Annotated in this window: 40 protein-coding genes; 22 read left to right on the top strand and 18 right to left on the bottom strand. The window is 73.1% G+C overall.

Going from position 1 to position 26,178, the window contains the following annotated elements:
- Window positions 1–65: 65 nt before the first annotated feature.
- Window positions 66–440: a DUF732 domain-containing protein gene (locus tag ACVJO7_RS29900; RefSeq protein WP_491675716.1), complete on the top strand. Its 375-nt coding sequence runs from the start codon at window positions 66–68 to the stop codon at window positions 438–440.
- On the opposite strand, the gene ACVJO7_RS29905 is transcribed toward ACVJO7_RS29900, so the two are convergent.
- The 18 genes from ACVJO7_RS29905 to ACVJO7_RS29990 all read right to left on the bottom strand — a co-directional run bounded on the left by ACVJO7_RS29905 (window position 441) and on the right by ACVJO7_RS29990 (window position 14,809).
- Window positions 441–1,598: a phage minor capsid protein gene (locus ACVJO7_RS29905; protein WP_491675717.1), complete on the bottom strand. Its 1,158-nt coding sequence runs from the start codon at window positions 1,596–1,598 to the stop codon at window positions 441–443. It lies immediately after the preceding gene.
- A 6-nt stretch (window positions 1,599–1,604) separates the two neighbouring features.
- Window positions 1,605–3,200, bottom strand: coding sequence for a hypothetical protein (locus tag ACVJO7_RS29910; RefSeq protein WP_491675718.1), 1,596 nt, complete (start codon window positions 3,198–3,200; stop codon window positions 1,605–1,607).
- The gene (locus ACVJO7_RS29915) at window positions 3,184–3,468 is read right to left on the bottom strand and encodes a hypothetical protein (protein WP_491675719.1); all 285 of its coding nucleotides are present in this window, start codon (window positions 3,466–3,468) and stop codon (window positions 3,184–3,186) included. Before ACVJO7_RS29915 ends, ACVJO7_RS29910 begins: the two co-directional genes overlap by 17 nt.
- A gap of 268 nt (window positions 3,469–3,736) precedes the next feature.
- The gene (locus ACVJO7_RS29920; RefSeq protein WP_491675720.1) at window positions 3,737–3,961 is read right to left on the bottom strand and encodes a hypothetical protein; all 225 of its coding nucleotides are present in this window, start codon (window positions 3,959–3,961) and stop codon (window positions 3,737–3,739) included.
- A 168-nt stretch (window positions 3,962–4,129) separates the two neighbouring features.
- Complete coding sequence (locus tag ACVJO7_RS29925) at window positions 4,130–4,360, bottom strand: hypothetical protein (RefSeq protein WP_491675721.1); 231 nt, start codon at window positions 4,358–4,360, stop codon at window positions 4,130–4,132.
- A 13-nt stretch (window positions 4,361–4,373) separates the two neighbouring features.
- Entirely contained in the window at window positions 4,374–5,699 is a 1,326-nt protein-coding gene (locus ACVJO7_RS29930; RefSeq protein ID WP_491675722.1) for a PBSX family phage terminase large subunit, read from the bottom strand.
- Window positions 5,683–6,081: a hypothetical protein gene (locus tag ACVJO7_RS29935; RefSeq protein ID WP_491675723.1), complete on the bottom strand. Its 399-nt coding sequence runs from the start codon at window positions 6,079–6,081 to the stop codon at window positions 5,683–5,685. The genes ACVJO7_RS29930 and ACVJO7_RS29935 overlap by 17 nt, the downstream gene beginning before the upstream one ends.
- Window positions 6,078–6,665, bottom strand: coding sequence for a hypothetical protein (locus ACVJO7_RS29940; RefSeq protein WP_491675724.1), 588 nt, complete (start codon window positions 6,663–6,665; stop codon window positions 6,078–6,080). The genes ACVJO7_RS29935 and ACVJO7_RS29940 overlap by 4 nt, the downstream gene beginning before the upstream one ends.
- A gap of 385 nt (window positions 6,666–7,050) precedes the next feature.
- Window positions 7,051–7,179 carry a hypothetical protein gene (locus ACVJO7_RS29945; protein WP_491675725.1) on the bottom strand — a complete coding sequence of 43 codons (129 nt, stop codon included), beginning with the start codon at window positions 7,177–7,179 and terminating at the stop codon, window positions 7,051–7,053.
- Between the two features lie 38 nt (window positions 7,180–7,217).
- Window positions 7,218–7,730 (bottom strand): helix-turn-helix transcriptional regulator, encoded by a 513-nt coding sequence (locus tag ACVJO7_RS29950; protein WP_491675726.1) that lies wholly within the window; start codon window positions 7,728–7,730, stop codon window positions 7,218–7,220.
- A gap of 108 nt (window positions 7,731–7,838) precedes the next feature.
- Window positions 7,839–8,069 (bottom strand): hypothetical protein, encoded by a 231-nt coding sequence (locus ACVJO7_RS29955; protein WP_491675727.1) that lies wholly within the window; start codon window positions 8,067–8,069, stop codon window positions 7,839–7,841.
- Between the two features lie 141 nt (window positions 8,070–8,210).
- Window positions 8,211–9,281: a hypothetical protein gene (locus ACVJO7_RS29960; protein WP_491675728.1), complete on the bottom strand. Its 1,071-nt coding sequence runs from the start codon at window positions 9,279–9,281 to the stop codon at window positions 8,211–8,213.
- Window positions 9,282–9,566: 285 nt separating this feature from the next.
- Window positions 9,567–9,833, bottom strand: coding sequence for a hypothetical protein (locus ACVJO7_RS29965; RefSeq protein ID WP_491675729.1), 267 nt, complete (start codon window positions 9,831–9,833; stop codon window positions 9,567–9,569).
- A gap of 542 nt (window positions 9,834–10,375) precedes the next feature.
- Window positions 10,376–12,754 (bottom strand): AAA family ATPase, encoded by a 2,379-nt coding sequence (locus ACVJO7_RS29970; protein WP_491675730.1) that lies wholly within the window; start codon window positions 12,752–12,754, stop codon window positions 10,376–10,378.
- Window positions 12,751–13,377: a PDDEXK family nuclease gene (locus ACVJO7_RS29975; RefSeq protein WP_491675731.1), complete on the bottom strand. Its 627-nt coding sequence runs from the start codon at window positions 13,375–13,377 to the stop codon at window positions 12,751–12,753. Before ACVJO7_RS29975 ends, ACVJO7_RS29970 begins: the two co-directional genes overlap by 4 nt.
- Before the next feature lie 127 nt (window positions 13,378–13,504).
- Complete coding sequence (locus tag ACVJO7_RS29980; RefSeq protein WP_491675732.1) at window positions 13,505–13,912, bottom strand: hypothetical protein; 408 nt, start codon at window positions 13,910–13,912, stop codon at window positions 13,505–13,507.
- Window positions 13,909–14,481, bottom strand: coding sequence for a hypothetical protein (locus ACVJO7_RS29985; RefSeq protein ID WP_491675733.1), 573 nt, complete (start codon window positions 14,479–14,481; stop codon window positions 13,909–13,911). Before ACVJO7_RS29985 ends, ACVJO7_RS29980 begins: the two co-directional genes overlap by 4 nt.
- Before the next feature lie 115 nt (window positions 14,482–14,596).
- Window positions 14,597–14,809 carry a helix-turn-helix domain-containing protein gene (locus ACVJO7_RS29990; RefSeq protein WP_491675734.1) on the bottom strand — a complete coding sequence of 71 codons (213 nt, stop codon included), beginning with the start codon at window positions 14,807–14,809 and terminating at the stop codon, window positions 14,597–14,599.
- Window positions 14,810–15,061: 252 nt separating this feature from the next.
- On the opposite strand from ACVJO7_RS29990, the gene ACVJO7_RS29995 reads away from it, so the two are divergent.
- The 21 genes from ACVJO7_RS29995 to ACVJO7_RS30095 all read left to right on the top strand — a co-directional run bounded on the left by ACVJO7_RS29995 (window position 15,062) and on the right by ACVJO7_RS30095 (window position 26,085).
- Window positions 15,062–15,544 (top strand): hypothetical protein, encoded by a 483-nt coding sequence (locus ACVJO7_RS29995; RefSeq protein WP_491675735.1) that lies wholly within the window; start codon window positions 15,062–15,064, stop codon window positions 15,542–15,544.
- Complete coding sequence (locus ACVJO7_RS30000; protein ID WP_491675736.1) at window positions 15,541–15,717, top strand: hypothetical protein; 177 nt, start codon at window positions 15,541–15,543, stop codon at window positions 15,715–15,717. Before ACVJO7_RS29995 ends, ACVJO7_RS30000 begins: the two co-directional genes overlap by 4 nt.
- A 200-nt stretch (window positions 15,718–15,917) precedes the next feature.
- Window positions 15,918–16,262 carry a hypothetical protein gene (locus ACVJO7_RS30005; protein WP_491675737.1) on the top strand — a complete coding sequence of 115 codons (345 nt, stop codon included), beginning with the start codon at window positions 15,918–15,920 and terminating at the stop codon, window positions 16,260–16,262.
- A gap of 1 nt (window position 16,263) precedes the next feature.
- Window positions 16,264–17,487: a hypothetical protein gene (locus ACVJO7_RS30010; RefSeq protein ID WP_491675738.1), complete on the top strand. Its 1,224-nt coding sequence runs from the start codon at window positions 16,264–16,266 to the stop codon at window positions 17,485–17,487.
- Window positions 17,484–17,927: a DUF3310 domain-containing protein gene (locus tag ACVJO7_RS30015; RefSeq protein ID WP_491675739.1), complete on the top strand. Its 444-nt coding sequence runs from the start codon at window positions 17,484–17,486 to the stop codon at window positions 17,925–17,927. Before ACVJO7_RS30010 ends, ACVJO7_RS30015 begins: the two co-directional genes overlap by 4 nt.
- Window positions 17,924–18,433 carry a WhiB family transcriptional regulator gene (locus ACVJO7_RS30020; RefSeq protein ID WP_491675740.1) on the top strand — a complete coding sequence of 170 codons (510 nt, stop codon included), beginning with the start codon at window positions 17,924–17,926 and terminating at the stop codon, window positions 18,431–18,433. The genes ACVJO7_RS30015 and ACVJO7_RS30020 overlap by 4 nt, the downstream gene beginning before the upstream one ends.
- Window positions 18,430–18,696 (top strand): hypothetical protein, encoded by a 267-nt coding sequence (locus ACVJO7_RS30025; RefSeq protein ID WP_491675741.1) that lies wholly within the window; start codon window positions 18,430–18,432, stop codon window positions 18,694–18,696. The genes ACVJO7_RS30020 and ACVJO7_RS30025 overlap by 4 nt, the downstream gene beginning before the upstream one ends.
- Window positions 18,697–18,788: 92 nt before the next feature.
- Window positions 18,789–19,016: a hypothetical protein gene (locus ACVJO7_RS30030; RefSeq protein WP_491675742.1), complete on the top strand. Its 228-nt coding sequence runs from the start codon at window positions 18,789–18,791 to the stop codon at window positions 19,014–19,016.
- Window positions 19,017–19,050: 34 nt separating this feature from the next.
- Window positions 19,051–19,236, top strand: a complete 186-nt coding sequence (locus ACVJO7_RS30035) for a hypothetical protein (RefSeq protein ID WP_491675743.1) — start codon at window positions 19,051–19,053, stop codon at window positions 19,234–19,236.
- The gene (locus ACVJO7_RS30040) at window positions 19,233–19,457 is read left to right on the top strand and encodes a hypothetical protein (protein WP_491675744.1); all 225 of its coding nucleotides are present in this window, start codon (window positions 19,233–19,235) and stop codon (window positions 19,455–19,457) included. Before ACVJO7_RS30035 ends, ACVJO7_RS30040 begins: the two co-directional genes overlap by 4 nt.
- A gap of 11 nt (window positions 19,458–19,468) precedes the next feature.
- On the top strand, window positions 19,469–19,630 hold the full coding sequence (locus tag ACVJO7_RS30045; protein WP_491675745.1) for a hypothetical protein: 162 nt from the start codon (window positions 19,469–19,471) through the stop codon (window positions 19,628–19,630).
- Window positions 19,631–19,703: 73 nt separating this feature from the next.
- Complete coding sequence (locus ACVJO7_RS30050) at window positions 19,704–20,300, top strand: hypothetical protein (RefSeq protein ID WP_491675746.1); 597 nt, start codon at window positions 19,704–19,706, stop codon at window positions 20,298–20,300.
- 103 nt (window positions 20,301–20,403) lie between these two features.
- Window positions 20,404–21,285 (top strand): hypothetical protein, encoded by an 882-nt coding sequence (locus tag ACVJO7_RS30055; RefSeq protein WP_491675747.1) that lies wholly within the window; start codon window positions 20,404–20,406, stop codon window positions 21,283–21,285.
- 29 nt (window positions 21,286–21,314) lie between these two features.
- Window positions 21,315–21,509, top strand: a complete 195-nt coding sequence (locus ACVJO7_RS30060) for a hypothetical protein (protein ID WP_491675748.1) — start codon at window positions 21,315–21,317, stop codon at window positions 21,507–21,509.
- 78 nt (window positions 21,510–21,587) lie between these two features.
- On the top strand, window positions 21,588–21,872 hold the full coding sequence (locus tag ACVJO7_RS30065; RefSeq protein WP_491675749.1) for a hypothetical protein: 285 nt from the start codon (window positions 21,588–21,590) through the stop codon (window positions 21,870–21,872).
- A gap of 159 nt (window positions 21,873–22,031) precedes the next feature.
- Window positions 22,032–22,166 (top strand): hypothetical protein, encoded by a 135-nt coding sequence (locus tag ACVJO7_RS30070; protein WP_491675750.1) that lies wholly within the window; start codon window positions 22,032–22,034, stop codon window positions 22,164–22,166.
- A complete protein-coding gene (locus ACVJO7_RS30075; protein ID WP_491675751.1) occupies window positions 22,163–23,155 on the top strand; it encodes a DNA cytosine methyltransferase in 993 nt (330 codons plus the stop codon). Before ACVJO7_RS30070 ends, ACVJO7_RS30075 begins: the two co-directional genes overlap by 4 nt.
- Window positions 23,152–24,933, top strand: coding sequence for a DEAD/DEAH box helicase (locus tag ACVJO7_RS30080; RefSeq protein WP_491675752.1), 1,782 nt, complete (start codon window positions 23,152–23,154; stop codon window positions 24,931–24,933). The genes ACVJO7_RS30075 and ACVJO7_RS30080 overlap by 4 nt, the downstream gene beginning before the upstream one ends.
- 135 nt (window positions 24,934–25,068) lie before the next feature.
- Window positions 25,069–25,287, top strand: coding sequence for a hypothetical protein (locus ACVJO7_RS30085; protein WP_491675753.1), 219 nt, complete (start codon window positions 25,069–25,071; stop codon window positions 25,285–25,287).
- Between the two features lie 137 nt (window positions 25,288–25,424).
- The gene (locus tag ACVJO7_RS30090; protein ID WP_491675754.1) at window positions 25,425–25,829 is read left to right on the top strand and encodes a hypothetical protein; all 405 of its coding nucleotides are present in this window, start codon (window positions 25,425–25,427) and stop codon (window positions 25,827–25,829) included.
- Window positions 25,830–25,857: 28 nt separating this feature from the next.
- On the top strand, window positions 25,858–26,085 hold the full coding sequence (locus tag ACVJO7_RS30095; protein ID WP_491675755.1) for a hypothetical protein: 228 nt from the start codon (window positions 25,858–25,860) through the stop codon (window positions 26,083–26,085).
- The last annotated feature ends 93 nt before the right edge of the window (window positions 26,086–26,178 follow it).

The raw sequence follows: 26,178 nt of genomic DNA on the forward strand, positions 1-26,178 counted from the left end.
ACAACCCCGCCCACGGGGCGAGGGAGATCGGTAACGGGCCGCGCTCGGGGCCCGATGAACGGTTCGTGATCAGACGAACCGGGCGTATCGGCGTGCTCGTCGTGGCGGTCGCGCTCGCCGCCGGGTGCGGCGGGAGCAGCGGGCCCGACGACGAGCAGGCGTTCCTCGACCGCGCCTACGCGATCGCCCGCGACGAGGGCGAGGGACTGGCCGGGTACGGCGACGACGCGGTACTGCGACTCGGCCACGAGGCGTGCGCCCGGATCGCCGACGGCGCCGCGCCGGCCGAGGTCGCCCGCGACTGGCAGGGCCAGGACATGCGCGGCGTGTCCCCGATCGCGGGCGGCATCGTGGGCGCCGCCGAGATCCACCTGTGCCCCGACGGTGAGAGCCTCGGGGACGCGTTCCGCGGCGGGTTCGAGCGCGGCTCGGGCGAGTAGCTACCGGGCCGCGGCGTTGGCGCGTTCGCGGTGCGGGTAACGCAGGTGGTCGGGGTGCGCGTCAAGGAAGGCGCCCATGTCGTCCTGTGCCCGGCCGAGCCCGGCGCGGGCGTAGTCGCGGGCGCCACCGTCGAGCGCGGCGGCCTGTCGGTCTTTCCAGCCGCGGATGCGGCGTTCGAGGGCGCGCTGGCGCTGCTCGTCCTGGTACGCCTGCGCGGCGGTGTCGGGGTCGTGGGCCTGCCCGGAGTCCGCGGCCAGGTCGGTGGCGCCGGGCACGAACATCGACAGGGTGCAGCGGCAGTGCGGGTGCCCCCACCCGTCGGCGCGGGCGGACTCGACCGACCCGAGGATGTCGACGTTGACCATCGAGTCGTCGGTCATGGACTGCACCGACAGACGGCTGCGCTGCGGCCCGGTGCGTAGCCCTGCCAGCGGCATGGAGCCCTGGTGGGTGATCGTCAGCACGCCGCCGATGTAGGGCGCGCACCGCGGGCACCCGTTCATGCCCTGCACGAACACCAGGTCATGCCCGGCGCCGGACAGCCGGTCGAGCTGGCCTTCGGTCATCGCGCGGGCGTGCGCGGTGCGGGTCGCCATCTCCACATACGACGACAGACGCCAGTTCCGCCCGGCCCGGTCGGTGAACCCGGTGATGCCGCGGTCAGTGAGCCGCCACAGGGCCCGCTGCGCGGCCTGGCGGCGCGTCTCGGCGCCGACGATCGCACCGGGCAGGCTGTGCGCGACCACGGTCCGGAACGCATCCGGGGTGGTGCGCAAGATGCTCGCGTGCGCCGCCGACGTGCGGTCGGCGGTCGCGGCGGCGAGCCGGTCCAGCGCACCCCGGTTGTAGCGGTCGTCGTACTGGTCGACACCGGCGGCGCCGTGCTGGCGCAGCTCCCGCACCGCGACCTCGGCGCCGCGGGACGCGCCGTCGTCGAGGACGGCCCGGATCCGGGAGTCGTTGCCGCGGTCGAGGTCGGCGGCCACCTCGGCGGACGCCTGCTCGACCTGCCGCAGCGCGGCGGCGCGCACGCCGGCGTCACCGTCGGCGTCCACGACGCGGCGGGTGCCGGCGACGACCTCACCGAGCAGGGCGCGCTCGGCGTCGCGGTAGACGCGCAGGACGGCCCGCTCGGCGGGCGTGAGGTCGTCCGCCACGGGGCCCTACTCCTCGCCGTCGTCGTCCTGGTCGCCCTGCTCGCGGTCGTACTCGTCGCGTTCGGCGTCGTGGTCGAACGGGGCGGGCAGGATCGGGCCCTGCTCGGCCTGGATCAGTGCGACCTCGGCCGCGACCTGCGGGTCGTCCCAGTCCTTGTGCAGCATCCGCACCCGGGTTTCCAGCGCCATGGACCGGGACCGTTCGAGACGTTCGAGCGTCTCGGAGATCGTTTCCATGTCGTCGGCGATGTTGTCGGAGAACTCGACGCCGGGCCGCTCGATCTCGCCGATGCCGGTCCCGAACCGGAACGCGTCGACCATGAGCAGTCCGTGCAGCGCCCCCTCAAGCTCGGGGCGCTGGTACTGGATCATCTGGCCTTGGGTGACGTAGGACCGCTGCCCGCGGGCGGTGACCTCGCGGGCGGTGATCGGCTGCCCCTGGTCGTCCTCACCGAGCGAGGAGGCGGCCAGCCCGGACCGGCGCAAGATCTGGCGCAGGATGTGCCCGGCGGTGGCAATGTGCTCGTCGGTGCGGATCGCGAACTGTGACACGGTCAGCCCCGGCCCGGAGCCCTGCCCGGTGTCGAGCACCGACAGCGGCGAGTACACCTCGCGGTCCGGGTCGAACGTGGCGCCGCGGCCGGGGCCGTGGTCGTCGAGCATGTCGGCGGGCACGGAGATCCGGCCCTTGGCCAGCCGGACGTCGCGCATGAGTGAGCTGTAGGTTTCGTCGAGGGCGTCCATGAGCGGTTCGACGCCGTCGAGGATGGACCGGCCGAACGGCGCGAGGAACGAGTCGCCGTCCCAGCGCGGGGTCGGCCGCAGCCGCGGCAGGTACCAGGCGGCGAGCCGCTCGCGGCCCTTGATCCGGTAGCCGGTCTCGATCGCGCCGTCGGCGTTGACCAGCGGCACGAGGTACTCGGTGGCGGGGGCGCCCTCGAACGGCATCGGCTTGCCCAGGTGCGAGGCGGTACCGCGGTAGAGGCCGTGCTGCACCCACCCGGGTTCGTGGCGTTCGAGGTGCCGCCAGGTCCAGTCCTTGTCGACGTGCACGACGCGCCAGAACGTGACGGCGCGCAGCACACCCCAGGACCACTCCGGGACGGCCCGGTCGGCGGCGACCGGATCGAGCCACGCGTGGTCAGCGATCTGGTCATCCCACACGGGGCGCAGGTAGCCGCCGCCGAGCGCGCCGAGCCGTTCGGCCGACGCGGACAGCCGCGGGTGCATGCCGTCGTCGAGGATGTGCTGTAGCCGCTTGACGGCCGCGGCACTGGCACCCTCGGGCAGGGTCGCGGTGATCTGCTCGGAGAACAGGAGGTTGGCCTGTGCAGCGCACAGGTCCGCGGCGACCGGGACGTGCAGTTTCGCCGGGGGCTCGTGCGCCGACGGCGGCCGCCCCCACCACATGCGGGCCAGGGCGCCACGAACACCGCCGTTGTACTGCTGCGGCTTGACCACGGGCCCGGTCGGTGCGGCCTGGTAGATGCGCTGTAGCTCGTCGCCGTCGCCGGCCCACCAGGCGCGCCACTCGCTCATCTTGTCGAGGGCGGGGCGCAGCGCCGGGGGCGGCCACGGGATGTTCTCAGTCGGTAGCGGCACCGGCCGTCTCCTCGCTCTGGTCGGCGGCGACGCTGGCCCGGATCTGCGCGGCGGTCGCGTCGAGCAGCGCGGCCAGTCGTTCAGCAATCGGCGAGTCGCTGCGCACGTGGATCAGGTCGGGGTCGTCGTCGTCGGCGTCGAACTGCACGTCGAGGGCGAGGTCTCCGACGGCGATGACGCCGATGTGCTCGACCTCGCCGCCGCCGACGACGAGCCCGACCGGCAGCGTCATGGTCTGGTCGTCGAGCAGCGGGGCGATGTCGTCCACGGGGTTCTCCGGTCAGAGTCGGGGGCGGCGTCCGATGTCGCGGGCGAGGCCGGCGAGGAACCGCACGGTCCAGGGGCCGTTGCGTAGGCGGGCCAGGGGCGGGCGCCGGTGACGGGGGCAGTCGCACAGGGCGCAGTCGGTGCCGCGCCGGTAGTGCTCGTGGTGCTCGCGGGCGTGGCCGCAGCGGCAGGTCATAGCCGTCGGACGATCGCGAGGGCGAGCAGCACGACGGCCAGGACGAGGATGACGGTGATGAGGGTTCCGTCCATCACGGGTTCCTGACGTGCACGATCGCGGTGCCGGTGTAGCCGGTGATCCGCCGGGAGGCGAGGTCGATGGGGCCCTCGTCGAAATCGGCGGGGTCGTACTCGGGGTAGACGTGGTCGACAGTGACGGTGTGTCCGGCGCCGTTGGCGAACTCGGCGGCGGCGCGTTCGGCGGCGGCCTGTAGGGCGGCGGCGTCGGCGCCGGAGACGGTCAGGTTGGCGCGCACGGCAGCCCTCCCGGGTGTGGTGGTGGATCGCCCGGCCGGGCGCAGGTGCGGCTCATCGGCGGAAAGGAACGCCGGTCGTGACCGTCCTGTCGGTCCCTGGTCGCGCGCAGAAGGTGACGCGCGGGGTGGCGTTGACGCCCTGGCCGGGCCCCGCACGGGGCGGGTGGTCTACAGGGCGGCGCGGACCGCGGCGTCCTTGGATTCGAGCAGCTTGCGCAGGGCGACGGTCAGCTCGGGGGAGTCGTCGAGGTCGCCGAGCAGGCGCACGGTGAGGTCGCGGAACTGGCAGGCGATCTCGTGCAGCGCCGGGGGCAGGTTCGGGTTGACCTCGACGAGGTACCGGGCGACCGAGGACACCGACGAGTGCCGGGAGGCGAGCAGAGTGGCAGTGTCGGACATGGTGCCTCCGTGGTCAGGCCGCGATGGTGCGGGCCGGGTCGAATCGGGTGATGGGCACGTGGCGGCGCCACTGGGCCCGGGTGGAGATCACGGCGTAGCGGAGCGCGTCGAGGCTATGATCCCCGGCCTTGACGGGCTTGTCCTCGCCCTTGGCGGCGGCCTTGTCGTCCCACACGTAGCCGGGGAACTCCTTGACCAGCCCGGCGCAGCTCTTGTGCACGATCAGCCGGCCGGCGGCGAGCAGCGACGCGACGAGCTGGATCCCGTCGTTCACCGCGTTGTTCGCGCCCTGCACGCCGCGCAGTCCGTCGCGGTGGAGCTGCTGGGAGAAGTGCGCGGCCGCGGGGTCGACGAGCACCCATCGGGGCCGTTCGGGTTCGGGGTCGACGTTGATCCAGTCTCGCAGTGCCCGCGAGTACTCGGCGTCCGTGAGCTGCCTGCGGGCGGCCTTGGAGTCGTGCCGGTACTCGCGGGTCACCGCGAGGCGCCCGTCCGCTGTGATGGCGAGGAGAACGGCGGCGAACGGGTTGGTTACGCCGTGGTCGACGCCGACTGCCAGGGTGCGCTCGATGCGCGGCAGGGTGTCGACGACGTGCACGGCGGGGTCGAATGCGGAGTAGATGGCGCCTTCGGCCTGCACCCACAGGCCGCGGATCATGCGGTCGTACCACAGGCCGGTGTACTCGGCCTTGCGGTCGCGCTTGTACTTGGCGCTGACGAACGGGTTGTCGTCCAGCTCGAAGTGCCAGGTGGCGAGGTCGAGTACGGAGTCGTCGTCGTCGGCCGGGGTGTAGCGGCCTTGGGTCATGGGCCGGTCGAGGTAGTCGGTGCGCAACCAGTGCCCGGGGTTGTCGGGGTTCGTGGTCCCGAACAGCTTGGCGCCGTCCACGGAGAGCCGGCCGGTGGCCTGCCGGAACATCGGCGCGGGCAGGACGGTGATCTCGTCGGCGTAGGCGCTCTTGCCGGTCAGGCCACGAAGTTTCTCCTCGGCCTGGCGGTCGTTGGCGCCGAGCACGTGCACCTCGTGACCGAGAACGCGGGCGGTGGGTGCTCCGGAGGTGTAGGTGGTGCCGGGGAACAGGGCCCGCAGCAGCGGCACGGATCGCATCGGGGCGAACACGTTGCGGGCGACGGCGTCGCGGGTGCGGCCGATGGCGAACACCTCGCCGGGGGCGTGGAACATCTCGTTGATGTGCTGGCCCCAGCGGATGATCGAGGCGATGGTCTTGCCGCTGCGGATAGCCCCCTCCCAGACGTTGATCCCGGCGTTGGCCTCGGCGAGGGACACGATCTGCTGGCGGGAGAGCTGGCCTCCGGTCAGGTCACGTGCGGTAGCCATCGTGGGTGAGTAGCTCCGTGGACTCGGGCCCGGCGGCGCGCAGGCGGGCGTCGTGGGCGGCCTCGTGCCGGGTCCGGCGTTCGGCGCGCTCGATCGCGGCGGCGTGGAGGTCGGTGACGGCGTGGTCGACCGGGGCCCGCTCGCGGGCGGCGCGCACGATCTCGGTGGCCTCGATGCCGGGGTGCTCGGCGGCGCGCTGGCGGCGCCGGGAGTAGGTCGGGCAGTGCGGGCAGCAGCGCGGGAACGGCTCGCGGGCGACGGCGAGCAGGGCGACGCCGACGACCAGGCAGGCGATGGAGGCGAGTAGCAGCGGGTAGCTCTGCGCGTCGATGGTGCGCAGGAACAGGGCGATGCCGATGAACAGGGCGCCGAACCGGATCACGGGCCCGCCTCGGGCTGCTCGGGTTCGGCGTCGGGCTCGTCGGGGTCGATGCCGCGTTCGGCGGCGTCGCGCAGCGCGCCGAACAGGTTGTCGAGGGCGGCGCGGGCCTTGTCGTCGCCGGTGTCGGCGCGGGCCTTGTCGATGTCGACGGTGACCGCGACGGCGCTCTTGATCGCCGTCCAGAGCTGGTTGATGCCGCGGGACACGTCGAAATCGTCGGCGGCGACCCGCTCGATGCGCCCGAACTCGCCGGGCACGATCACGGCCTGGCGCCACTGCCCGCCGTGGGCCTCGTCGAGCCGGGCCAGCATGCGGTCGACCTCGTGCTTGAGGATGCGGTCGGCCAGCTCGGACCGCAGGCGTTGCCGTCGGTCGGTGGCGGCCTCGGTGGCGGCCCGGATCGTGTCGGTTTTCCAGACGTCGCCCTCGACGCCGAGCGCGGTGGCCCAGCGGGACACGGTGCGCGGGCTGACGTTGTGCTCGGCGGCGATCGCGGCGCGGGAGCGGGGCGGGTCGGCGGGGTTGAGCAGCTCGTGCTCGATGGCGGCCCGCACGGCGTCGGGGACGGTGTTCTTCGCGCCCATCGGCGGGCCTCCTCTCGGGGTGGCGGGTGGGCCCCGTCCGGGTCGCGGGGGCTGCGGGCGGTCGCGCCGCGCCGCGGTCCCGGACGGGAGCTGGTGGGTGCACGACGCCCCGGGTCGGTGGACGAGTCGTCCCGGGGCGTCGTGCATGGCGCCGCGCCGGGGTTCGCAGCCGGGGCGCGGGCGGTGCCCGGTCGGCCTGTGGCCGAAGGGCGGGGTTCCGGTGCTCGGTCGGTCGCTGCGGACCCGTCGCCGTCGAGGCGTCTGCGTGTGTGGGTGCGCGCCGATCCGGCCCGGAACGTAAAACGGCCCGCAGGTCCGGGGACACTGCGGGCCGATCATGGGCGAAGCTACGTGACAGTGGCGCAGTCACGCTACGGTCAGGACGTTACTGCTGTTCGTTGGGCGTGTCGCGGACCAGGCGGAGCGCGGCGACCGCGACGACGACACCGAACAGGGCGACCAGGCAGTAGTCGTCGGGGTCGGTCGAGGGCAGGATCTCGATGGCGGTGCTCATGGTCGTGGCCCTTCGGTCGGTGGCGAGGAGGGTAGGGCTCACGTGCTGGCGGATGCCCGCTTCGGCCGGGTCGCGTTGAAGTGCTCGATCTCGGACTTGAGCCAGTATCCGGCGAGGATGGGCGCGGGGAAGTCGGAGCGCTTGCCGGCGGCGCGGTCGGACTCCCACTGGTAGACGCGCTGGCGGGTGACGCCGCACAGGTCGGCGATCTCTTGGGGGTCGAGCAGGGGCGGGATGCCGCGGTGGGCGCCTCGGCGGGCCTCCTCGTCCTCGGTGGTCAGCTCGACGGCGTGCCAGGCGGTGATCCGGTGGCCGGCGCGGGCCGTCTCGGCGCGCAGGACGGTGGTGGCGTCGGCCAGGATGCCGGGCCCGTCCTCGGCCGAGCGGGTGGCGGTGGCGGAGACGCGCAGCCATGGCTCGTCACGGGCGATGCCGGTCATGCCGAGGTCGGCGGCCAGGGCGGCGGCCCAGCGGGCGGCAATGTCGCGGGCCTGGCCGTCGGCGACCGGGCGGGCGAGCCCGACGGCGAGGGACACGATGTAGGTCACCATGGCGCCCATTGTGCTCTGATCCTTTCATGGATACAAGAGGGGACGAGGGTCCGGGTAGGGTGAGCGGGGCCGGACCCGGGGTGATGTTGGCACCCCGGGCCCGGTCCGTCACTCCTGCCAGAAGTCGCGAGGAGCGGTGAACCCCTCGATGACCTCCAGCCCGGCGACCAGGCGTCTCAACGCTGCCTTGCTGGCCTCGTCGTGACCGTCGAACGCGCTGCTCGGGAGCGGGTAGGTCCGCCTCCCGTCCGGCGAGATGATCTCGGTGATCCGCCCTCGGGGGTAGACCCCGAATCCCTGCCGTTGCAGGGCTCCGAGCACTTCCGGACCGGACTGCATGGTGTCCCCTCTCTGTAGTTGTTCCTTACATGGACTACTCTAGCGGCTAAGAGTAGTTCATGCAAGAGCAGAGGCGAGAAACTTTCACCAACTACAGCTAGGGCCGTTCCGGACGATCTCGGAAACGCCCTCAGATCGCCTCTAAGCCGCGCGAGAGGCGGGGGCCAGCTCCGAACCCACGGGAGCCATTACGACCGTCTCAGCGAGCCACACAGGCGGCACGACGGGCCCCGCGATCGGGTGCGCACGATCCCAGCGGCGATACGCGCCCTCGATCGCATCCGCGACCCGGTACAGCGTCCGGCCCCCGGCCCGGCGCCGCGACCAGCCGTCCCGCTCGGCCCACTTGCGCACCGTCGCCGGCCGCACCGGACCCGCCCCCGGCCGGAACGCCGACAGGTGCTCGGCGAGCGCGGCGTCGTCAAGCACCGCATCCGCGGCCAGCGCCACCCCCAGCCCGCGCAGCGCCTCCGGCCCCGACCAGGCGTGCCCGCCGCGGCACGACGCCTCGGACCGGTCCCGGCGCGCCCGCACCACCTCGGCGCACCGCGGCCGCGGGCACCCGCCCAGCACCACCGTGGGCACCTGCTCGCCCAGCGCCCGGCGCACGTCCTGCGCGGCCAGCGCCAGACCACGCAGCGCCTCCGACGCCCACCAGCGGCCCACGAGCACATCGAGCCGGTCCGCAACCACCACGACCTCATCGAGCAGGTGCCGCCGAGCATGCCGACGGCGAGGTGGTGCCAGGCCCTCGGCTCGGAGCTGATCGGCGACCCGCCCGACCGTCATGACCAGCGCATCTCCCGACCTCGGGGTACAGCTCGGGTGCGCGTAGGGGCGGCTGTCCGGGGCGCCGCGCCGGGCAGGCGAGGAGACGGCGGGGAGCGCCGAGGCGACGTCCCGGACGGCGATGTGCGCGCCGCGGCGCACGGCCTGCGGGGCGACGTCGAGCGAGAGCACCGGCACCCGCAGCGGCGGGCGGGAGCCGAATCCGCCGGAGCGCCCGTCGTCGCCGCGCTGCTGGCCGGGCCCGTGGTCGAGCCGGCCGTAGCCGTCGGCGATCGTGGCGAGGTCCTCGGCGGCTTGGCGGCGGCACCGGGCGCAGACCAGGGCACCCGGCACGGTGCGGTCGTGGTTGCAGGCGGTGCAGCGGGCCGGCCCGAGGTCGGGGTCGGCGGCGGGGGCGGGGTATTCGGCGAGGAGGTGCGGCACGGGGGTCCGATCAGCCGGGGTGCCGGAGCCCGTGGGGAGGCGGGCGAAGTTCCGGCGGGGTCAGGGTGCGGGCACTGTAGCGGAGATCATCGTCGCTACCGGCGGACCCCTGAGAGGCTCGGCGAGTCCGGTTCGTCCTCGGCATCCGATCCGGGCGGGTTCGTGCGGTTCACGCCCGGTGCATCGTCCGGTGGGGGCGGTCGCGTTACCCCGCATGGTCGACGGCGAGTGCACCGGTCGTCACGTTGTGATCACAGGTTCGGGCGGGGTAGTGGCTCAGCGCCGCTACGCGGGCCGGTGCCGGATCGTGCCCGGGTCGGTCGCGGCGGGCACCGAGTAGCGCAGCGGGCGAGTCTCAGCTCGGGGCAGCGCGGGCCCGTCGAGTCCGACGACGACCGGTGCCATGCCGACCCGGCACCGCCCTGCCTCGGTGGCGGCCTCGGCGAGGGGGTCGGTTCGGACGGCCCACCCGATCACGAGCACCTGTTCGCCGTCGGGGTCCTCGGCGAGCAGCGGGGGCGACTGCGGGGCGTAGTGCGGTTCGTGAGCCATCTCGGGTTCTCCTCGGGGTCGGGGTTTCGTTCCGGGCTAACTGTAGCGCAGAGCAGTCATGCAACACGACTAGGCACTGGCCGTGTCGCATCCTGATCGTTGCTCGACTCAACAGTTCTTCTCTCCCGTAGAGCTGGCGGGGCTCCGAGAGGGCGCCCCCCCCTACTCCGTAAGGGGGGGCGCACCCTCTACGCGGGGTGCCCGAGGCGTCCTCTACCGACCTTCTACCAAGCTATACCCGCAGGTCAGACACCCTCTACGAAGCTCTACGGGGCTATACGGTTGTGCACAATTTGAGGCTCTACGGAGATCATTTAGGGCTCTACCGTAGAGGTGCCCCTGACCTGCGGTTTTAGTTTGAGACACCCCCTGGCGTATAGGATTTCACCACGCACGTAGAGCTTAGGCAAGCTTGCCTAACTTCGAGTTTTCGGCGTGCTTCCTCGCGACGCGCGCGCCCGCGCGTAGGGCCCTCGAACGCCGAACGGGCCCCGCCCGACCCCCTGAGAGGTCGCACAGGGCCCGTTCCGGGCGCGGACGGGTCAGTCGGTGCCCTCCCCGGCCGGGAGTGCGTAGCGGGACGGTGAGGGCTTGTTGAGGTGCCCCTCGTCGACCAGGCGAGCGAGGGCGGCCAGCACCGTGGACCCGCCGTGTTTCCGTGCCCCCTCGCCGAGTGCGGTCTTGACCTGAGCCGGCGTCATCCCGTCGGCGTCGTTGACGAACCGGACCACCCGGTACACGTCCCGGGCGGCGGCGGCGCCCCGCCCGGCGAGCGCGGCGATCGGTTCGGGCAGTGCGGGCTGGTCGGCGTCCCACCACTGCGGCGTGGTCGAGAGCGGCCCGGCGCTGCGGTCCGCGTCCTGCACCGGTGCGACGTAGGCCGGCGCCTTCGCCCCCGGGCGCAGTCCCCGAACCGCGCCCTCGCACCGGCGCAGTCGGTAGTCGAGCCGGAACCCGGGCTCGTCGGCCTTGTCGCGGGTGACCTCGGCGGTGACGAATCCGGTCTCGCGGTCGGACTCGACGAGGATCTCAGTGTCCATCGCCGCGGTGACGGCGTTCGAGCCGCGCCCGCGCCCGCTGTCGGCCAGGCCGGTGTGATCGACGAGTACCACGCAGGCACCCGAGGCGGAGTCTCGGATCGCTCGCATGGCGCGCACCATGACCGCGACGTCGGACGCGTGGTTCTCGTCGCCGTCCATCATGGCGTTCTTCGTGTCGAGGATGACCAGGCCCGGTTCATCGGCGAGGACTCGTTCGAGGTAGGCGGCGACGCCGGCGTCGGTGAGCAGGATCCCCTGCGGGATCATGTCGAACCATCCCGTGCCCTCGGCCGGGTCGACGCCGTGCGCGTGGAGCCACCCGAGGGCGCGGGCGACATTGACGGCCTGACCCTCGGCGGCGACGTAGTGCACCCGCGTGCGGGGCAGGGCCATCCCGAACCACTCGACGCCGTGCGAGAGCGCGAGGGCGAGGTCGAGCAGCAGATAGGACTTGGTCGAGCCGGGGGCGCCGTACACCTTCGCCGTGGAGTTTCGGTACAGCACGTTGGGCACGAGGTAGTCGGGCTGTGGGGCGTCGAGGAAGTCTGCCCAGGACAGGACGGTGAGCGGGGGCTGGTCGCGGGCGGTGCGGCGCTGCCGGGCGGCTTCGGCGACGTCGGCCCGGCGGATCTGCTCGACGACGTCGTTCTCGAACTTGCGGACGGCCTCGGCGTCGGCCTCGGCACCGAGGCGCGCCTGGATGTCCTCGTAGACCTGGTCGCCGAGGGCCTCGCGCATGAGCCGTTCGGCTTCCTCGGCGTGCTCGGACGCGGTGCGCTCGTCGTCGCGGTCATCGGCAGTCTTGGCCGACTGCTCGTCCGTTCCGGGCGAGGAGTCGGCCCCCGTAGGGCGGTCGGCGATCTCCCACGGGGAGGCCAGTGCGCCGGCGTTGTCGCCGCGGGACAGCGGGTTGTGCAGGGCGTCGTGCAGGTGGCGCCGGTCGTCGGTGTTGAGTCCCATCTCGGGCCAGAACTTGTTCACTAGGGCTGCCATCTCGCGCTCGAACTCGTCGGCGGTGCGCAGGCCAAGGGCGACCATGCGGTGCCCGTTGCGGGCGGCGAGAAAGTAGGTGTGTCGGAAGTCGTCGCGGCCGCGCGCCAGGACAGCCTCAAGGCTGCGCCGATAGGTCAGCTCGAACTCGGCGGCGGTGGCGAGTCGGGGGGCACAGCGGTCGCCGTCCCAGGTCTGGGCTGGGGGGCGGGGGGCGACGGCGGCGCGCAGGTCGGTGAGGGTGTAGACGGCGCCGGTGCGCTTGCCGGTCCGAGAGGTGATGGGGTTGTCCCGGTTCTTGCGGTGCACGGATCCGGCGAGGCGCCAGACGCGGGCAGCGTCGGCGCAGGAGTCGACGCCGGCGGTGTAGCCGGAGTCGTTCCAGGTGCGGCGGAGCTGGTGCTCGATGTCCTCGGCGAGGGCGACGACGGCGTCGTCGTGCGGGACGGGCTCGGCGAGGACCCAGGTCGGGTAGAACCCGCCGCCGGAGTGCTGCCAGTAGGTGGGGTCGGGCAGCCCGGACTGGGAGAACAGCTCGAACATGTCTTCGTGGGTGGCGGGGCCGCCGGGCTTGCCGAGGTCGAGGTCGCAGCGTAGGGCGGTCCAGACGACGGAGTCGGTGGCCTTGCCGCGGCCGGTGGCTTCGTCGGTGATGGTGGTGCCGCGGACGTAGACGCCGAGCGGTTCGTCGACCAGGTCGGCCTTGACGATGTCGCGCAGGGCGCGCTCGATCTCCTCGTCGGTGGTGGCGTAGGTGGTGTAGGTCGGGGTGGCGCCCTGCTCTTGCAGGTACATGACGCTGATCCGCCCGGGGACGCCTCGGTACAGGTCGAGGGTGACGCGGGCCTCGGTGAGGTTGAGGGCCTGGTCGTCGTCGATGGCGGCGCTCACCGGCAGGTCTCGAATCGGGCGGAGCGGGCAGCGGCGTAGGCGGCGTCGACGCGCGGGCTGACGAACGGGGCGTAGTGCGGCGGGTCGTAGACGGCGAGGTGCGCCTCGCCGGGCAGGGAGTGCGCGTACACCTCCTGGCACCAGTGCCGGTTGTCGCCGAGTCCGCAGTAGTAGCGGGCGGCGTCGGAGCCGTGGTGGTCGCCGCCGTGGAGCCCGACGGGGACGTCCTCCCCGCCGGGCAGGATCATGGTGAGCGCGGAGCGGGCGCCGCGCATCTGGTCGGAGTAGCTGCGGGGCAGGCCGCGGGCGATGATGACGGGGGCGCCGATGCCGATGGCGAGTGCGGCGTGCCTGCGGTCGATGCGGGCGCCGGGCGGCTTCACCTCGAACCACTGGTAGTGGTCGGGGGCGTCCTTGGCCTGTGGGAGGCGGAGCCGGAAGTCGGGCAGGTAGCGCCCGGCCGAGGTCTCGAATCCTTCGGGCTCGTACTCCCATCCGATGCCGAGGTGGTCGAAGAGCACTGCCCAGCGCGCTTCGAGGCGGGACCGGAAGTGGCATCCGGCGTATCGGGTCTCGATCGCGGCGAGGTGCTGTGTGCCGACGTGGGGATGCGTTATGCTCATGGCGGTCTTTCCTTTGGCGAGGAGAGGACTTTCGAGAGAGGCACCCTTCCGGGACGGCAACCCGGGCCGGGTGCCTCTCTTGCTGTTCGGCCCTGTTCGGCGGGGGAGCGCGGGCGGAGCGCTGATCCTATCCGGGCCCATGTGCCTCGGCCCTCCGCTCGACGAGCCGGGCGCCGAGGATCTCGGCGGTGAGGGTGATCGCGTCGACCTCGGACACCGAGGCCAGGACGTGGATCTGTTCGTCGGGGTCGACGGTGGCGGGGAATTCGCGGTCGGCGTGGCGGGCGACGACGTGCACGGCGCCGCCGCGGTGGGTGGCGCTGGTGAGGTGCCAGAGGGTGCCGCCCTTGCCGAGGAACGTGTCGCCGGGCGTGGCGTGGCGCCACCGGATCAGGTGGAGGGCGTAGCAGTCGGCCGGGGGGCGCTCGGCGAGTCCGGCGTTCCGGCCGCGGGTGTAGCCGTCGTCGTAGGCGGCCTGGTGCTCGTCGCCGGGGCCGTCCCAGAGGTCGGTGGGGCGGTCGTCGAGGGCGGTCATGCCGCGACCTCGGATCCCTCGCGGGCGCCGCGCTGTGCGGGCAGGTCGATGGCGGCGGCGTCGGACGGCTCGGCGTTCTGTGCGGCCCTGCGCGCGCTGCGGCGGGACTCGGTGGCGGCGGCCTGCTCGTCGCGGACGGTCTCGATGGCGGCGAGGGCGGTGGCGGGGTCGAGAGCGGCGACGTACGCCTTGGCCTCGGTGGCGTTGAGCGGGTGCGGCACGGGCTCGTCGTCGTGCCGGCCGCGGTAGGCGAGGTCGAACGAGTAGCCCTTCGGCTTGCCGGTCGGGGTCTGGCCGGGGGGCTGGATCCACAGGACGACGAGGCCGCGGCCGTCGTCGTGGACGGCGCGCAGGAGTACGGAGTGCACGTCGATGGTTTCGACGATGCGGTGCCGCCTGCCCTCGCCGTCGGTCTCCTCGGAGAGGCGTCCGCGTTCCATCGGGCCGAGCGCGAGCCGGGTGCTGGCGGTCCAGCCGGGGGCGAGGGCCTTCACGAGGGACCGGGCGGCGGCGGGAATGTCGTCGACGGTGCCGGGGGTGACGGGTGTGAAGTCGCGGGTGATGGGCACGGGGTGGTCCTTCCGGTGGCTGGCGAGGAGAGCGGTGTGTTCGCCTGTTCGGGGGACGCGTGGCTAGTGCGTCCGGTTGGCGCGACGGGCTTGCGATCGGCTTACGGTTGCTCGTTCAACGATCGTTGCGCGTAGCATGGACCCGCTCTACTTCGGTCCGGTCGAACGTAGTCCGGCCGGTGATCGGGTTGCTCCGGGGGGTGAGGTGTCCTCGCTCGCCGTAGCGGTCGACGGTGCGCTCGCTGACGCCGAGCAGCTCGGCGGCCTCGCGGCGGGTCAGGGTGTTACCGCTGGTCAGGTCTGGTCGGTTCATGGTCGGTGCGCTCACGGGGCGTGACGCTAGCAGACAAGAGCAGACAGGCACCGACATTGCCTGCCCGGACGGCGTGTCGCCGCCCGACCCGGGAGAAACCCGGACCCCGCCGTTGACGCCCTCCGACCGATTGTGTAGCGTGGCTAGTGCAAGCAACAGTCAGCGCCGGGACTTCCGGCGCTGGACATCTCCTCGCCAGAGCAGCGCATCGCACCGCAGAGCAGACCAGCCGAGCAGCGCAGCGCCAGACAGAATGTGAGACCCCCCGTGGCCCTCAAGCGCACCATCAAGACCGGCGGCGACTTCCTCGACCTCAAGGAGTTCGACGGCGAGACGCTCGTCTTCCGGATCCTGTCGTTCGAGGACGCCGAGCCCGGCGACTTCGGCCCGATCCTGCCGGTCCGCGCCGACGTCCTCGTGTGCTCCGGCCCCCGTGCCGGTCAGGTTGTCGCCCGCGACGAGAAGTTCATCGGCGGCATCACCTCCGCCCTTCGCGGCGCGAAGAACCCGAAGAAGGGCGAGCCGATTCCGGCCCCGACGTTCGAGGTCGGCGACGACATCCTCGTCCGGATCAAGGTGCTCAACCCGGGCAAGCCCAACGCCGGTGCGGTCGGCAACGAGCCGTCGGACGCCGACGCCGAGGCCGCGGACATGTACTACCGCGACGGTGCCGGGTTCGACGCCAAGGAGCCGGTCGGCGCGGGCGCCCCGGCCGGCGGCGCGGGCGGCGGCCGCCCCTGGGAGCAGTGATCGTCGTGGGCAAGGTCCGCGACGCCCTGCGCAAGGCGACGACCAAGAGCTACGGCGGCCGGGACCAGTCCCGCGACGTTGTAGCGCAGGACACCCCGTCGCACCACTTCGGGCGAGGCAAGCGCAAGCCGCACCGCCCGCCGTCCCCGATGGGCCGCCCTACCTGGGCGTGACCTGATCCGTTCCGCCCGGCCCCGCGCTCCCCGCGGGGCCGGGCGCCGACCGGGGCGCCCGGGCCTCCCGCGCTCCACCCGGCCCGTTCCCTGGGCCACCCCCTACCGGTTCGTCGTCAACGTCCGGGACGGCCCCGGGCCGGGTGGGGCGCAGGGGATCCGGGCGCTGCGGTCGGTAGACGACGACGAACAGGACCGACATGAACGACTCTCCTCGCCTTGACCTGCCGGAGCCGCGCCGCGGTGACCGGCCCGCCCACTCCCCGCCGCCCTCGGCTCGGCGCAGCGTCGACGAGGCCCTGGCCTACGTCCGCGACACCGTCGAGTTCCGCACCCCCGACGAGCGCGCCCTCGCCGCCGAGGTGCTGCGGCTGCGGCGCACGGTCGCCGAGCAGGCCCGCACGATCGACGAGTCCCGCGACCTGGTCGACAAGATCACCGGGGACCTGCGGGACCTGTTCGCCGCGCACGCCGCCGAGCGTGAGGCGCGCAAGGCCGCCGAACGGTTCACGAGGCGCACCGTCCGCGCCAACCTGGGGTTCTGACATGGCGCTCAAGATGGGCGGCGCCCCCGCCAAGGCCGCGCCCGGTCCGGCGACCGAGACGCTGCCCGGCGGGCAGGTGGTCGAGGTCAACGAGATCCCCGAGGTGCCCGACGACATCCCGCGCCACGGCCGCCACGGCACCCCCAAGATCCGGATCGGGTCGTCGGCGAAGTTCCGCTACTACCGGCGCGCCTCCTCGTTCGGCAAGGCGATCGAGGACACCTACGGGCTCGACGCGTGGAAGCGCCGCGCGGTCGCGTTCGCGATGACCCACGACAAGACGCTGCTCAACCGCGGCCAGGCCCTCGACGCGTTCGAGGACAAGACCGAGGGCCACGAGGAGCGGCACAAGCGGCTGCGCGAGGAGTGGGATGCGATCGTCGAGGACGCCCTCGACGTCGCCCGCACCAAGGACCGGGCGATCCGCGGCACGGCGCTGCACACCCTGTCCGAGCGCAAGGATCGCGGCGACGACCTGTCCTACCTCGACGACCACACGGCCGCGGTGCTCGACGCGTGGCGGCGCATCATGGGCCTGTTCACGATCCACGGCACCGAGCAGTTCGTCGTGGACGATGAGTACGCGGTGGCCGGGACCTACGACCGCCTCGCCTCGCCGCGGACCGTGCTGGTCGCGCCGGACGGCACCGAGATCGGCCCGGACGACCGGGTGATCATCGACTTGAAGACCTCTGCGACCAGCAAGTACTTCGGTGCCGGGTACTGCGTGCAGCAGGCCGTCTACGCGGGCGGCACGCCCTACGTGCACGTCTCGGACGAGGCTGCCGCCGCGGGTGACGACGGGCGCCGGGGGTGGTCGGACGGGATTCGGCCTCACCAGGGATGGGCGCTGATCCCGCACATTCCGATCGAGTCCCCGCAGGACGCCGGCCTGATGTGGGTGAACCTGACCCGCGGCCGGGAGCTGTTGGAGCTGACGGCCGCGGTGAAGGCCGCGCAGGGGTACAAGGACCTGTTCGCGGAGTGCACGTTGCCGGCCACCTCGCTCGACGAGGAGGTCGCGCACGCCGAACAGGTGGCGGCGACGCCGCTGTCCCCGCCGGCGGCCGAGGAGCTGCGCGGCACCCTGCTCGACCTGATCGAGAACGCCGAGGACACGTCCGCGTTCGGTCCGCTCTACGACCAGAACGCGGACGTGTGGACGCCGGAGCTGACCGCCGCGGTGAAGACGCGCATCGGCGAGCTGACGGGTGCGGCGGCATGAGCGCCGCGGAGTTCGCCAAGGGCGACAGGATCCGCAGTCTGTTCAGCGGCCGGTTCGGCGTGATCGTGGGCGAGATTCACGACGCGCACGACCCGGCGATCGCGGACGCCTCCGTCCGTTGGGACGACAACGGCAAGGTGTCGACCATCGTCCTGCGCGGATACGAGAAGGTGGCGGCCGACGGAGCGGACATGGTCGCGCACCCGCCGCACTACACCTCGCACCCGTCCGGCGTCGAGTGCATCACGATCACCGAGCATATGGGATTCAACCTCGGCAACGCGCTCAAGTACATCTGGCGGGCCGACCTCAAGGGCTCGGTAGTCGAGGATCTCCGCAAGGCCGCGTGGTACGTGGAGCGGGAGATCGCCCGCCGCGAGGCCGAGGGGGATGCGTTCCTTGCGCCGTCGGGCAAGGCGGCCGAGGAGTGGCAGCCGTGAGCGCGGGCGAGGCGGTCGCCACGATCTCGGCGCCCGGCATCGGCGAGGTGGACATCCGGCAGGCCCCGCCGCGCGTCGAGGGCGAGACGGTGATGCCGGCGTGGCACCTGGCCGGCCCGGTCGCGGAGTGGGCGCAGTACGCGCCGTGCCGCTCGGCCGACCCGGATGCGTGGTTCTCGGACGGGCCGGGGGTGCCGGTAGCTGCGCAGGCGACGTGCCAGGCGTGCCCGTTCCGGCGCCGCTGCCTGGCCGACGCCCTGTCGTGGGGCCCGGAGTTCGGGCGGTGGGGCGGCTACTCGGCCCGCGAGATCCACCGCATGCGGGAGCTGCTCGGGGTGCGCACCGACCGGACCCGGCACCTGCCGCACGGTGCGCGGGTGCGGTGCGGGCACTCGCCGCGGGAGCGGTACCGGTCCGGGCGCGGCGCGTGGCGCTGCGCGGGTTGCGAGCGGGAGCACGGCCAGACCGAGGCCGCCCGGCACGAGGCCGCGCGGAGCGCGTCGTGAGCGCCCCGGTGGCCGAGCCGGTGCTCTCGGGCGGCCTCGTGCCGGGGTCGGTCCTGTCGACCTCGCCGTCGGGGCCGCGGGAGTTCCGGCCGTCGTGGGCGGTGATGGGGCGCGGTCTGGCGTTCACGCCGTGGTCGACCGACGAGCCGCCGTGCGCGGGCACGGTGTGGGCGCTGCTCGTCGAGCAGCCGTTCCGGCCGGGCTGGAACCCGAGGGGGCTGGGCTGCGGGCGGGGCGTGCACGAGGGCCGGTGCCGGCCGTGACCCGGTGGCGACCGACCGCCCCGGCTCCGGGTCACCGTCCGGCCCGCGGGGTTCGGTTCGCCGCCGGGCTCTGCCGGTGCGGTGCGGCGTTCGTGCTCGACCGGCAGGCCGCCCCGTGGTCGCGGGCCCGGACGTGCTCGACGGCGTGCGCGCGGCGGGCCGGGCACCGGGCTCGGCGGCCGGACAACGCGCACCGGGATCTGGTCGAGGGCTACCGGCTGGCCCGGGATGCCGACGTGCGCCGGATCGAGGTGGCCGGGCGCGACGAGGACACCCGGCCGGTGACGTTCCGGGAGTGGCTCGTGCAGCACGCCGCTTGACGTAGCGTGCCCCCGTCATGCTACAGTCATGGACATGACGACGAACACCGCGTACCTCATCATCGCGACCTCGCTGACCCTCGCCGGAACTGTGCGCGTGGTGCTGGCGCTCGTGGTCGACGAGCCGGTTCTGTCGACCGTCCTCGCGGCGATCGCGGTCCTGTGCACCCTCGCCGCGGTCGTCGCGCACGTCCTGCGGGTCCGGAGGGCGACCCGATGAGCGCGCCGGTCAACGACTGGTACGTCCAGCACCTCCCGCTGCACCGGCTCACCGTGACCGAGCTGGGCCGCGAGTTCCGCCGGGCCGGCGCCGAGCGCGCCGCGGCCGTGCCGCACAGCCGGGAGCGTCGCGAGGCGATGCGCCGCCACGTGCGGGTGCACGCCGAGCTGCGCCACCGCCTCTCTTCGATCGTCCGCGCCCGCGGCGAGCACCTCGACTGATCGGAGCCTCCATGCCCAAGGTCTACGTCCACGTCAACGACTACGGCGAGGGGGTGCCGGTCGCCGGCCCGTTCACCACCTACGCCGAGGCCGCCGAGGTCCTCGGCCCGTACGAGGACCGGATCGAGGTGCACGCGATCGAGTGGGCCGACCTCCCGGCGCACCTGCTCTGACCCCTCACGCTCGGGCCGCCCGGTCCGAGTCTCTCCTCGCCAGACCCTTGCAAGATCAATCGGAAGGACCATCGTGACCATTCCCGCCCCCGCCCGCTCCCCCCGGCGCTGGCCCTGGATCGCTGCGACCGGCGTCCTGGCCGTGGCGCTGCTCGGCTCGTGCCTCAACTCCGGCGCCGACACCGCGGCGCCGGAGGCGCAGACCTCGACCAGTGGGCAGTCCGCCTCGTCGGCGCCCGTCCCCGCCCCCGCCTCGGTCGAGCCGGTCGTCGAGCCGGAGCCGGACGGCCCGCAGTTCGCCGAGCGCGGTGCCACCGGCGGCTACGGCGAGGAGCTGACCGCCGGCTCACTGGCGCTGGTCGTCGAGGCGCCGGAGCAGGTCTCCACCCAGTACATGGGCACACAGCTCTGCTCCGTGGTGACCTACCGCAACGTCGGTTCGGCCTCGGCGACGTTCAACATGTTCGACTGGGAGTTCCGCACCCCGGCCGGGGTGCAGTCGGGCCCCGGCATCGCCTGGGACCACGGCAAGGCCCTCGGCTCCGGTGACCTCGCCCCCGGCGGCACCGTCTCTGGCCAGGTCTGTGCCGACGAGCGCTCCCCGGGCGCCTCGGCGGTCGTTTACTCCCCCGGGTTCGGCATCGTCCACGAGCTGGTCTGGACCGGCTGATCTCCCCGGCCAGCACGGGGCCCGGCCGCCACCGGGCCCCGTGCCCCCGTGTCCCCGTATCCACTGATCCCTGTATCCACTGACTCACGGAGTTCTCCTCGCCATGCCCCCTTCTAGGATCCCGACTCCCGACAAGGCCTGCGAGCACTGCGGCGAGGTGTTCCGCCGCACGACCGAGTCGCCCGCCCGGTGGGCGCACCGCCGCACCTGCTCGGACCGCTGTCGGTTCGGCCTGCGCCGCGACGAGGCCAACCGCGCCGCCCTGGCCGCGGCCCGAACCTGCCAGCGCCCCGACTGCGACGTGACCCTGGTCCGTCGCGACGGCGAGCAGCTCGCGAACTTCCGCAAGCGCCGGTACTGCTCCGATGAGCACGTGTACGCCGCGCGGCGGGACTTCCGCCTCGGCGAGGCGACCCGTACCGCGGTGAGCACCGAGCGCCGGTGCGGGTACCGCGACTGCGGCGCGGTGCTGGTGCAGGGCGAGCAGGAGTTGCTGTCGCGGTTCGGGCGCCGGTCCTACTGCGACCCGGCGTGCCGGGCCCGCGAGGCGGCGGCCCGCAACCGGCTCCCGGACGGCCCGGAGCGCACCTGCGAGGCCGAGGGCTGCGAGGTCGTCCTGGCGCGTCGGAGCAACGAGACCCGGGCCCGGTTCCTGGTCCGCAAGTACTGCTCTAGGGACTGCGTGCACGGGGCCCGGGCGGCGGACCCGGCGGCGCTGTCCCGGGCCGGGAACGCGGCTCGGGCTCGCAAGCGAGCGGCGGAGCGCGAGGCGAAGCGCCTTGCCGAGGTGCAGGCCCGGGAGGGGCTCTCGGTGTTCGGCGACCGGGCGCCGGCGCAGCCGTGGCGCCCGGGTGCGTGGCGGGATCCGGCGCTGCGCCACGGCGAGGTGCGTGACCCGGTCGAAGTGGAGCGGGCGCGTCGGGCGATCGAGCGGGGCAACGGTAAGCGCGGGATCCGGATGGCTCTCTCGACCGGTGTTGCGTAGCTCAGATCAGTCGTGCTACAGTCATGGACATGACGACGAACACCACCCCCGCCGCCCGCATCTGGTCCGACGAGGACGTGCGCGTCCACGCGGAGTACCTCCTCGCCAGGTTCTACAGCGAGGACATCCGCGCCGAGCTGGACGACATGCTGTCCCGCGGACCCGGAGAGCGAGGGGCGTGGTCCGGCCTCATCGCGGCGCACCGGCTCGCCCTCGACCTCTGATCGCCCCCGCGGGGCCCGGCCAGCCACCGGGCCCCGCTCGTTCCCCTCTCTCCTCGCCATGACCCCGGAAGGACCACCGTGCACACCGCCGCCCCCGCCCTGCCCCTGCCGCGCCACTGGAACCGCACCGCCCTCGACGACCTGCTGCTCGTCGTCCTCGGCGGCGCCCTGGTCCTGCTCGTCGCCGCGATCGTGTTCGAGGTCGTACTGCCCGCCCTCGACCGGCCCGCGGTGTTCGTCACCGACACCGCCCCGGGCACCTCGGTCGTCGTCGCCGAGCAGTCCACCGAGGCGGGCGGGTTCCGGATCGACGACGACGCCGTGCTCGACACCAGTCGGTTCCGCGACCTGCGGGGCGCGTGATGCCGGCCTCGGCGCTGCGGCTGTGCGACGGCACCGGCCTGGTCGTCGTCCAGGTCGGCGGCGAGCGCGAGCTGTCCGCCTGCTCGGGCTGCGCGGCCTGCACTTGATCCCCGTATCCACTGATTCCTGTACATACTGATTCACGGAGACCTCCTCGCCATGACCGAGATCCCCCGCTTGTTCGCAGCCCTGCTCGGTGTCCTGGTCGCCCTCGGCGCGGTCGCCCTGCTCGGCGCCTGGTCCGCCCGCTCCGCCGCCGCCGACGAGCGTCACCACTCCGGCGGTGCCCAGTGAGCGCCCCGGCCGTCGAGTGGATCGACGGGTTCGCCGGGGGCGGCGGCGCCACTGAGGGCATCACCCAGGCCGGTGGGCGCGTCCTGCTCGCCGCGAACCACTGGCCGGTCGCCCTCGCCACTCACCAGGCGAACCACCCTGACGTCGTGCACCGTCTGGCGAACCTGTCCGAAACCGACTACCGCACCTTCCCCACCACTCCGGCCGCCTGGTGGTCGCCGTCGTGCGTCGGGCACGCACCGGCCGGTGGTCGCAAGCGCCCACCGGCGGAGGTGGAGCGGCTGCGCGCCGACGCCGCCGCGATCGACCGGGCTACCGCGTTCGCCGTCATCGCGTGCGCCGAGCTGCACCGGCAGCAGGTCGTCATCGTCGAGAACGTCCCCGAGTTCCGGTCGTGGTCGCTGTACCGGTGGTGGCTCGACGGGCTGCACGCCCTCGGCTACCGGACCCGAGAGCTGATCCTCGACGCCGCCGACTACGGCCACGCGCAGCGACGCAAGCGCCTGTTCGTCGTCGCGACGCAGCCGGGCGTCGAGCTGGACCTCACCCCGCCCGCGATCGCCCCGGTGCACGCCGCCGCGATCCTCGATCCCGCCCTCGGGATCGGCGAGCCGATGACCAAGCGTCGCTACGTCACCCCACAGATCGAAGAGATCCCCGCCGGGCTCGACGGCGTGCCGCATCTGGTGATCTACCGCAACCACGGCCACGCCCGCCGCGCGGACTCGCACGCCCTGGCCACCGTCACCGCGGGCGGCAACCACCACGCTCTCGCCACCCTTGTCGACGGCGTGCCGCACCACCGGATGCTCACCAACCGCGAGTGCGCCCGCGCGCAGGGCTTCCCCGACCGGTTCGAGTTCGCCGGCAAGCCCGCCGAGGTCAAGCGCCAGATCGGCAACGCCGTCCCGGTCGGCATCGCCCGGTGGTTCGGCGCGCGCGTCGCCGCCGCTCTGCACGGGCGGGCCGCGACGACGGCGGCGGCATGACCGGCCGGGTCCTGCGCGACTACCAGGCGCAGGCCGTCGAGACGGTGTCCGAGTCCTGGTCCGACCCCGACGACACCCGCCCGGCGGTCGTCATGGCCACCGGGCTCGGCAAGACCGACGTCATTGCGGCGACCGCGCAGCGCTGCGTCGCGGCCGGCAAGCGGGTGCTGATCCTCGCCCACCGTGAGGAGCTGCTCGACCAGATCACCGAGCGCTGCCGGATGCACGACCCGACGGTGTCGGTGGGCCGGGTGCAGGCGGCCCGGCACGAGCCGCGCCGCCCGATCACGGTGGCGATGGCGCCGACGATGCGCACCGCCAAGCGCCGGGCCCGCTGCATCGTCCCGGACGTCGTGATCGTCGACGAGTGCCACCACGCCGCCGCCCCGTCCTACCGGTCCATCCTTGAGTGGGCGGGGTGCTTCGATCCGGTCCGGCGCACGCCGCTGCTCGGGGTGACGGCGACCTTCACCCGCGACGACAAGTACGGGCTCGGGTCGGTCTTCACGAGCGTGCCGTTCACGCGCGACATCGTGTTCGGCATCGACGAGGGCTACCTGGTGCGCCCGCACGGCAAGGTGGTCACCACCTCGCACATGAACCTGGACCAGGCGAAGGTGTCGCGCGGCGACTACCAGGACGGCGAGCTGGGCGAGATGGTCGCCCAGGACGTCGAGGAGATCGTCAAGGCGTGGTGCAACCACGCGGACGACCGGACGACCGTGGCGTTCACCCCGAACGTCGACTCCGCGGCGGCGCTGGCCGCGGCGTTCCGGGCGCAGGGCATCCCGGTCGGTGAGGTGTACGGCTCGACGAACCGCACCGACCGGCAGCGGATCTATCGCGACCTCGCGGCGGGCCGGATACGGGTCCTCGTCGGGGTCATGGTGATGACCGAGGGCTGGGACTGCCCGCCGGTCTCGTGCGTGCTGATGGCTCGGCCGACGAAGCTCAAGGGGCTGTACCAGCAGATCGTCGGGCGCGGGCTGCGCCTGTCGCCGGAGACCGGCAAGACGGACTGCCTGGTCCTCGACGTGGTCGGGGCGTCGCGCACGCAGACCCTGGCGAGCCTGGTGGACCTGATCCCGGACGCCAAGGTCGACACGACGGAGGTCGACCTGATCCCGTGCCCGGAGTGCCTCGGCTACGTCGGGCGCAAGCCCGCGGTGATCGAGGCGGCCGAGGGCCTGGGCATGCATCCGTGCTTGTGCCCGTGCTCGGTGTGCGGCGAGGAGTTCGACGGTGCGGGCCGCTGCCACTGCCCGCCGGAGGGGGCGGGCCGGGATCCGGACGGCGGCCGGCGCCGGTTGCAGGGCCCGGCGTCGTACGAGTCGCTGGACCTGCTCGGACTCGGGCGCGGCGAGGAGGGCTCGGACTGGAACTGGCTCACCACCGGCGACGGGCACCCGTTCCTGGCGGCGACCGAGGTCGACGAGCAGGGCCGCAAGGATCCCCGGTTCGCCTGCCTGCACCAGGAGCAGGACGGGACCTGGACGGCGGCGACAGTGCGGGCCCGCGGGGCGCGGGTGCCCAAGCTGCTCGTGCAGTTCGCGCCGCGCGCCGAGGCGGTGGCAGTGGTCGAGCGGTGGGCGGAGTCCAACGGCGCGTTCCGGCGCTCGGCGTCGTGGCGGGTCGCGCGGCAGCGCGCCTCGGACGCGCAGGTCGAGATGGCGCGCAAGCTCGGCGTGGAGGATCCGGAGGGCTACACCAAGGGCGGGATCTCGGACGCGATGGACGTGGTGCGGGCGTCGCGCCAGCTCGATCGGGCCGAGTCGTGAGCGCGGGGCGGCACCGGCGCCGGGGGTCGTGGTGGGCGCGGCTGGTCCGGTGGGTGCGGGGGTCGCGGGCGCAGCGCTGGCCGTTCTGACAGTCCCCTGTTGTGTAGCTCGGCGGGGGCATGCTACAGTCATCCCATGACGACGAACACGAACACCGCCCCCGCCACCTTCACCGCCGTTCTGGTCAACGACGGCACCCAGGTTCACGCCGCCGACTCGGCCGCACTGGCCGAGGGCAACACCTACGCCGTCGAGTGTGGCGCGGTCCGCGTCCGCGGCGCCCGCATCGCGCGGTACCGCAAGATCGACGCCGAGGTCACCTGCACCAAGTGCCGCAAGGCGTACGGGCTCTGATCCGCCCCGCCCGGCCCTCGCGGGGGCCGGGCCCTGATCTCCGGCCGGGGCGCCTCTCCTCGCCATCACGGTCCGCCCCGGCCGGGCCCCCCTCCGAAGGGAAAGACCTGATCATGGACACCAACGGAGCCGGGCCGATGAGCGCCCGCCTGACCGTCGACCAGGTGCTCGACGAGATCGTCGTCCGGCCCGCGCACCTCGCGATCGTCGAGGCCGCCATCACCGAGACGGCACGCCGGCGCCTCCTCGCCGAGTCGGTGCGGCTGATCTCCGATCTCGACGTCGCGCTCTACGCGCAGCGGGGCGTGCTGTTCGCGCTGGCCGCGCAGCGCTACCACGTCGGCCAGGACCTCCGCGGCCGCGGCGTGGTGCTCGACGAGTGGACCGACGGGGTGCTGGACGCCGGCCTGCCGCGGGCCGAGGCGGACGAGCTGGCCGAGGAGCAGAACCGACTCAACGCGGTCGAGTACGACGGCGAGGTGCGGGCGCGGCTGGCCGACGAGCACGGGATCCGGGTCGACTACTGGCCGCCTATTGTGTAGCTCGACGGGGGCGTGCTACAGTTAGGGCATGACGACGAAGCGGTTCACGCTCACTCGAATCCACCCCGACGGCCGCGAAGGTGTGCCAGTACCGGGTCTGACTCCGGCTCGCGCCCGCGGCCTGGCGGCCCTGTTCCTGACCGACAACCGGTACGCCGATCGGCCCTCGGCGGGTGTGTTCGCCGCCGAGGTCACTCGGGTCCGGGGCCGAGTCGTCACGCACGAGCCGTCCGGCGCCGCCTGCCGGGCCGACTGACCGCCCGCCGGGCCCCGTGACCGCGACCCGGGGCCCGGCGGAGCACCGACCTACCGACTTACTGACCTACCGACTCACTGATTCACTGATTCA

Source organism: Pseudonocardia sp. DxW (genome assembly GCF_058448985.1).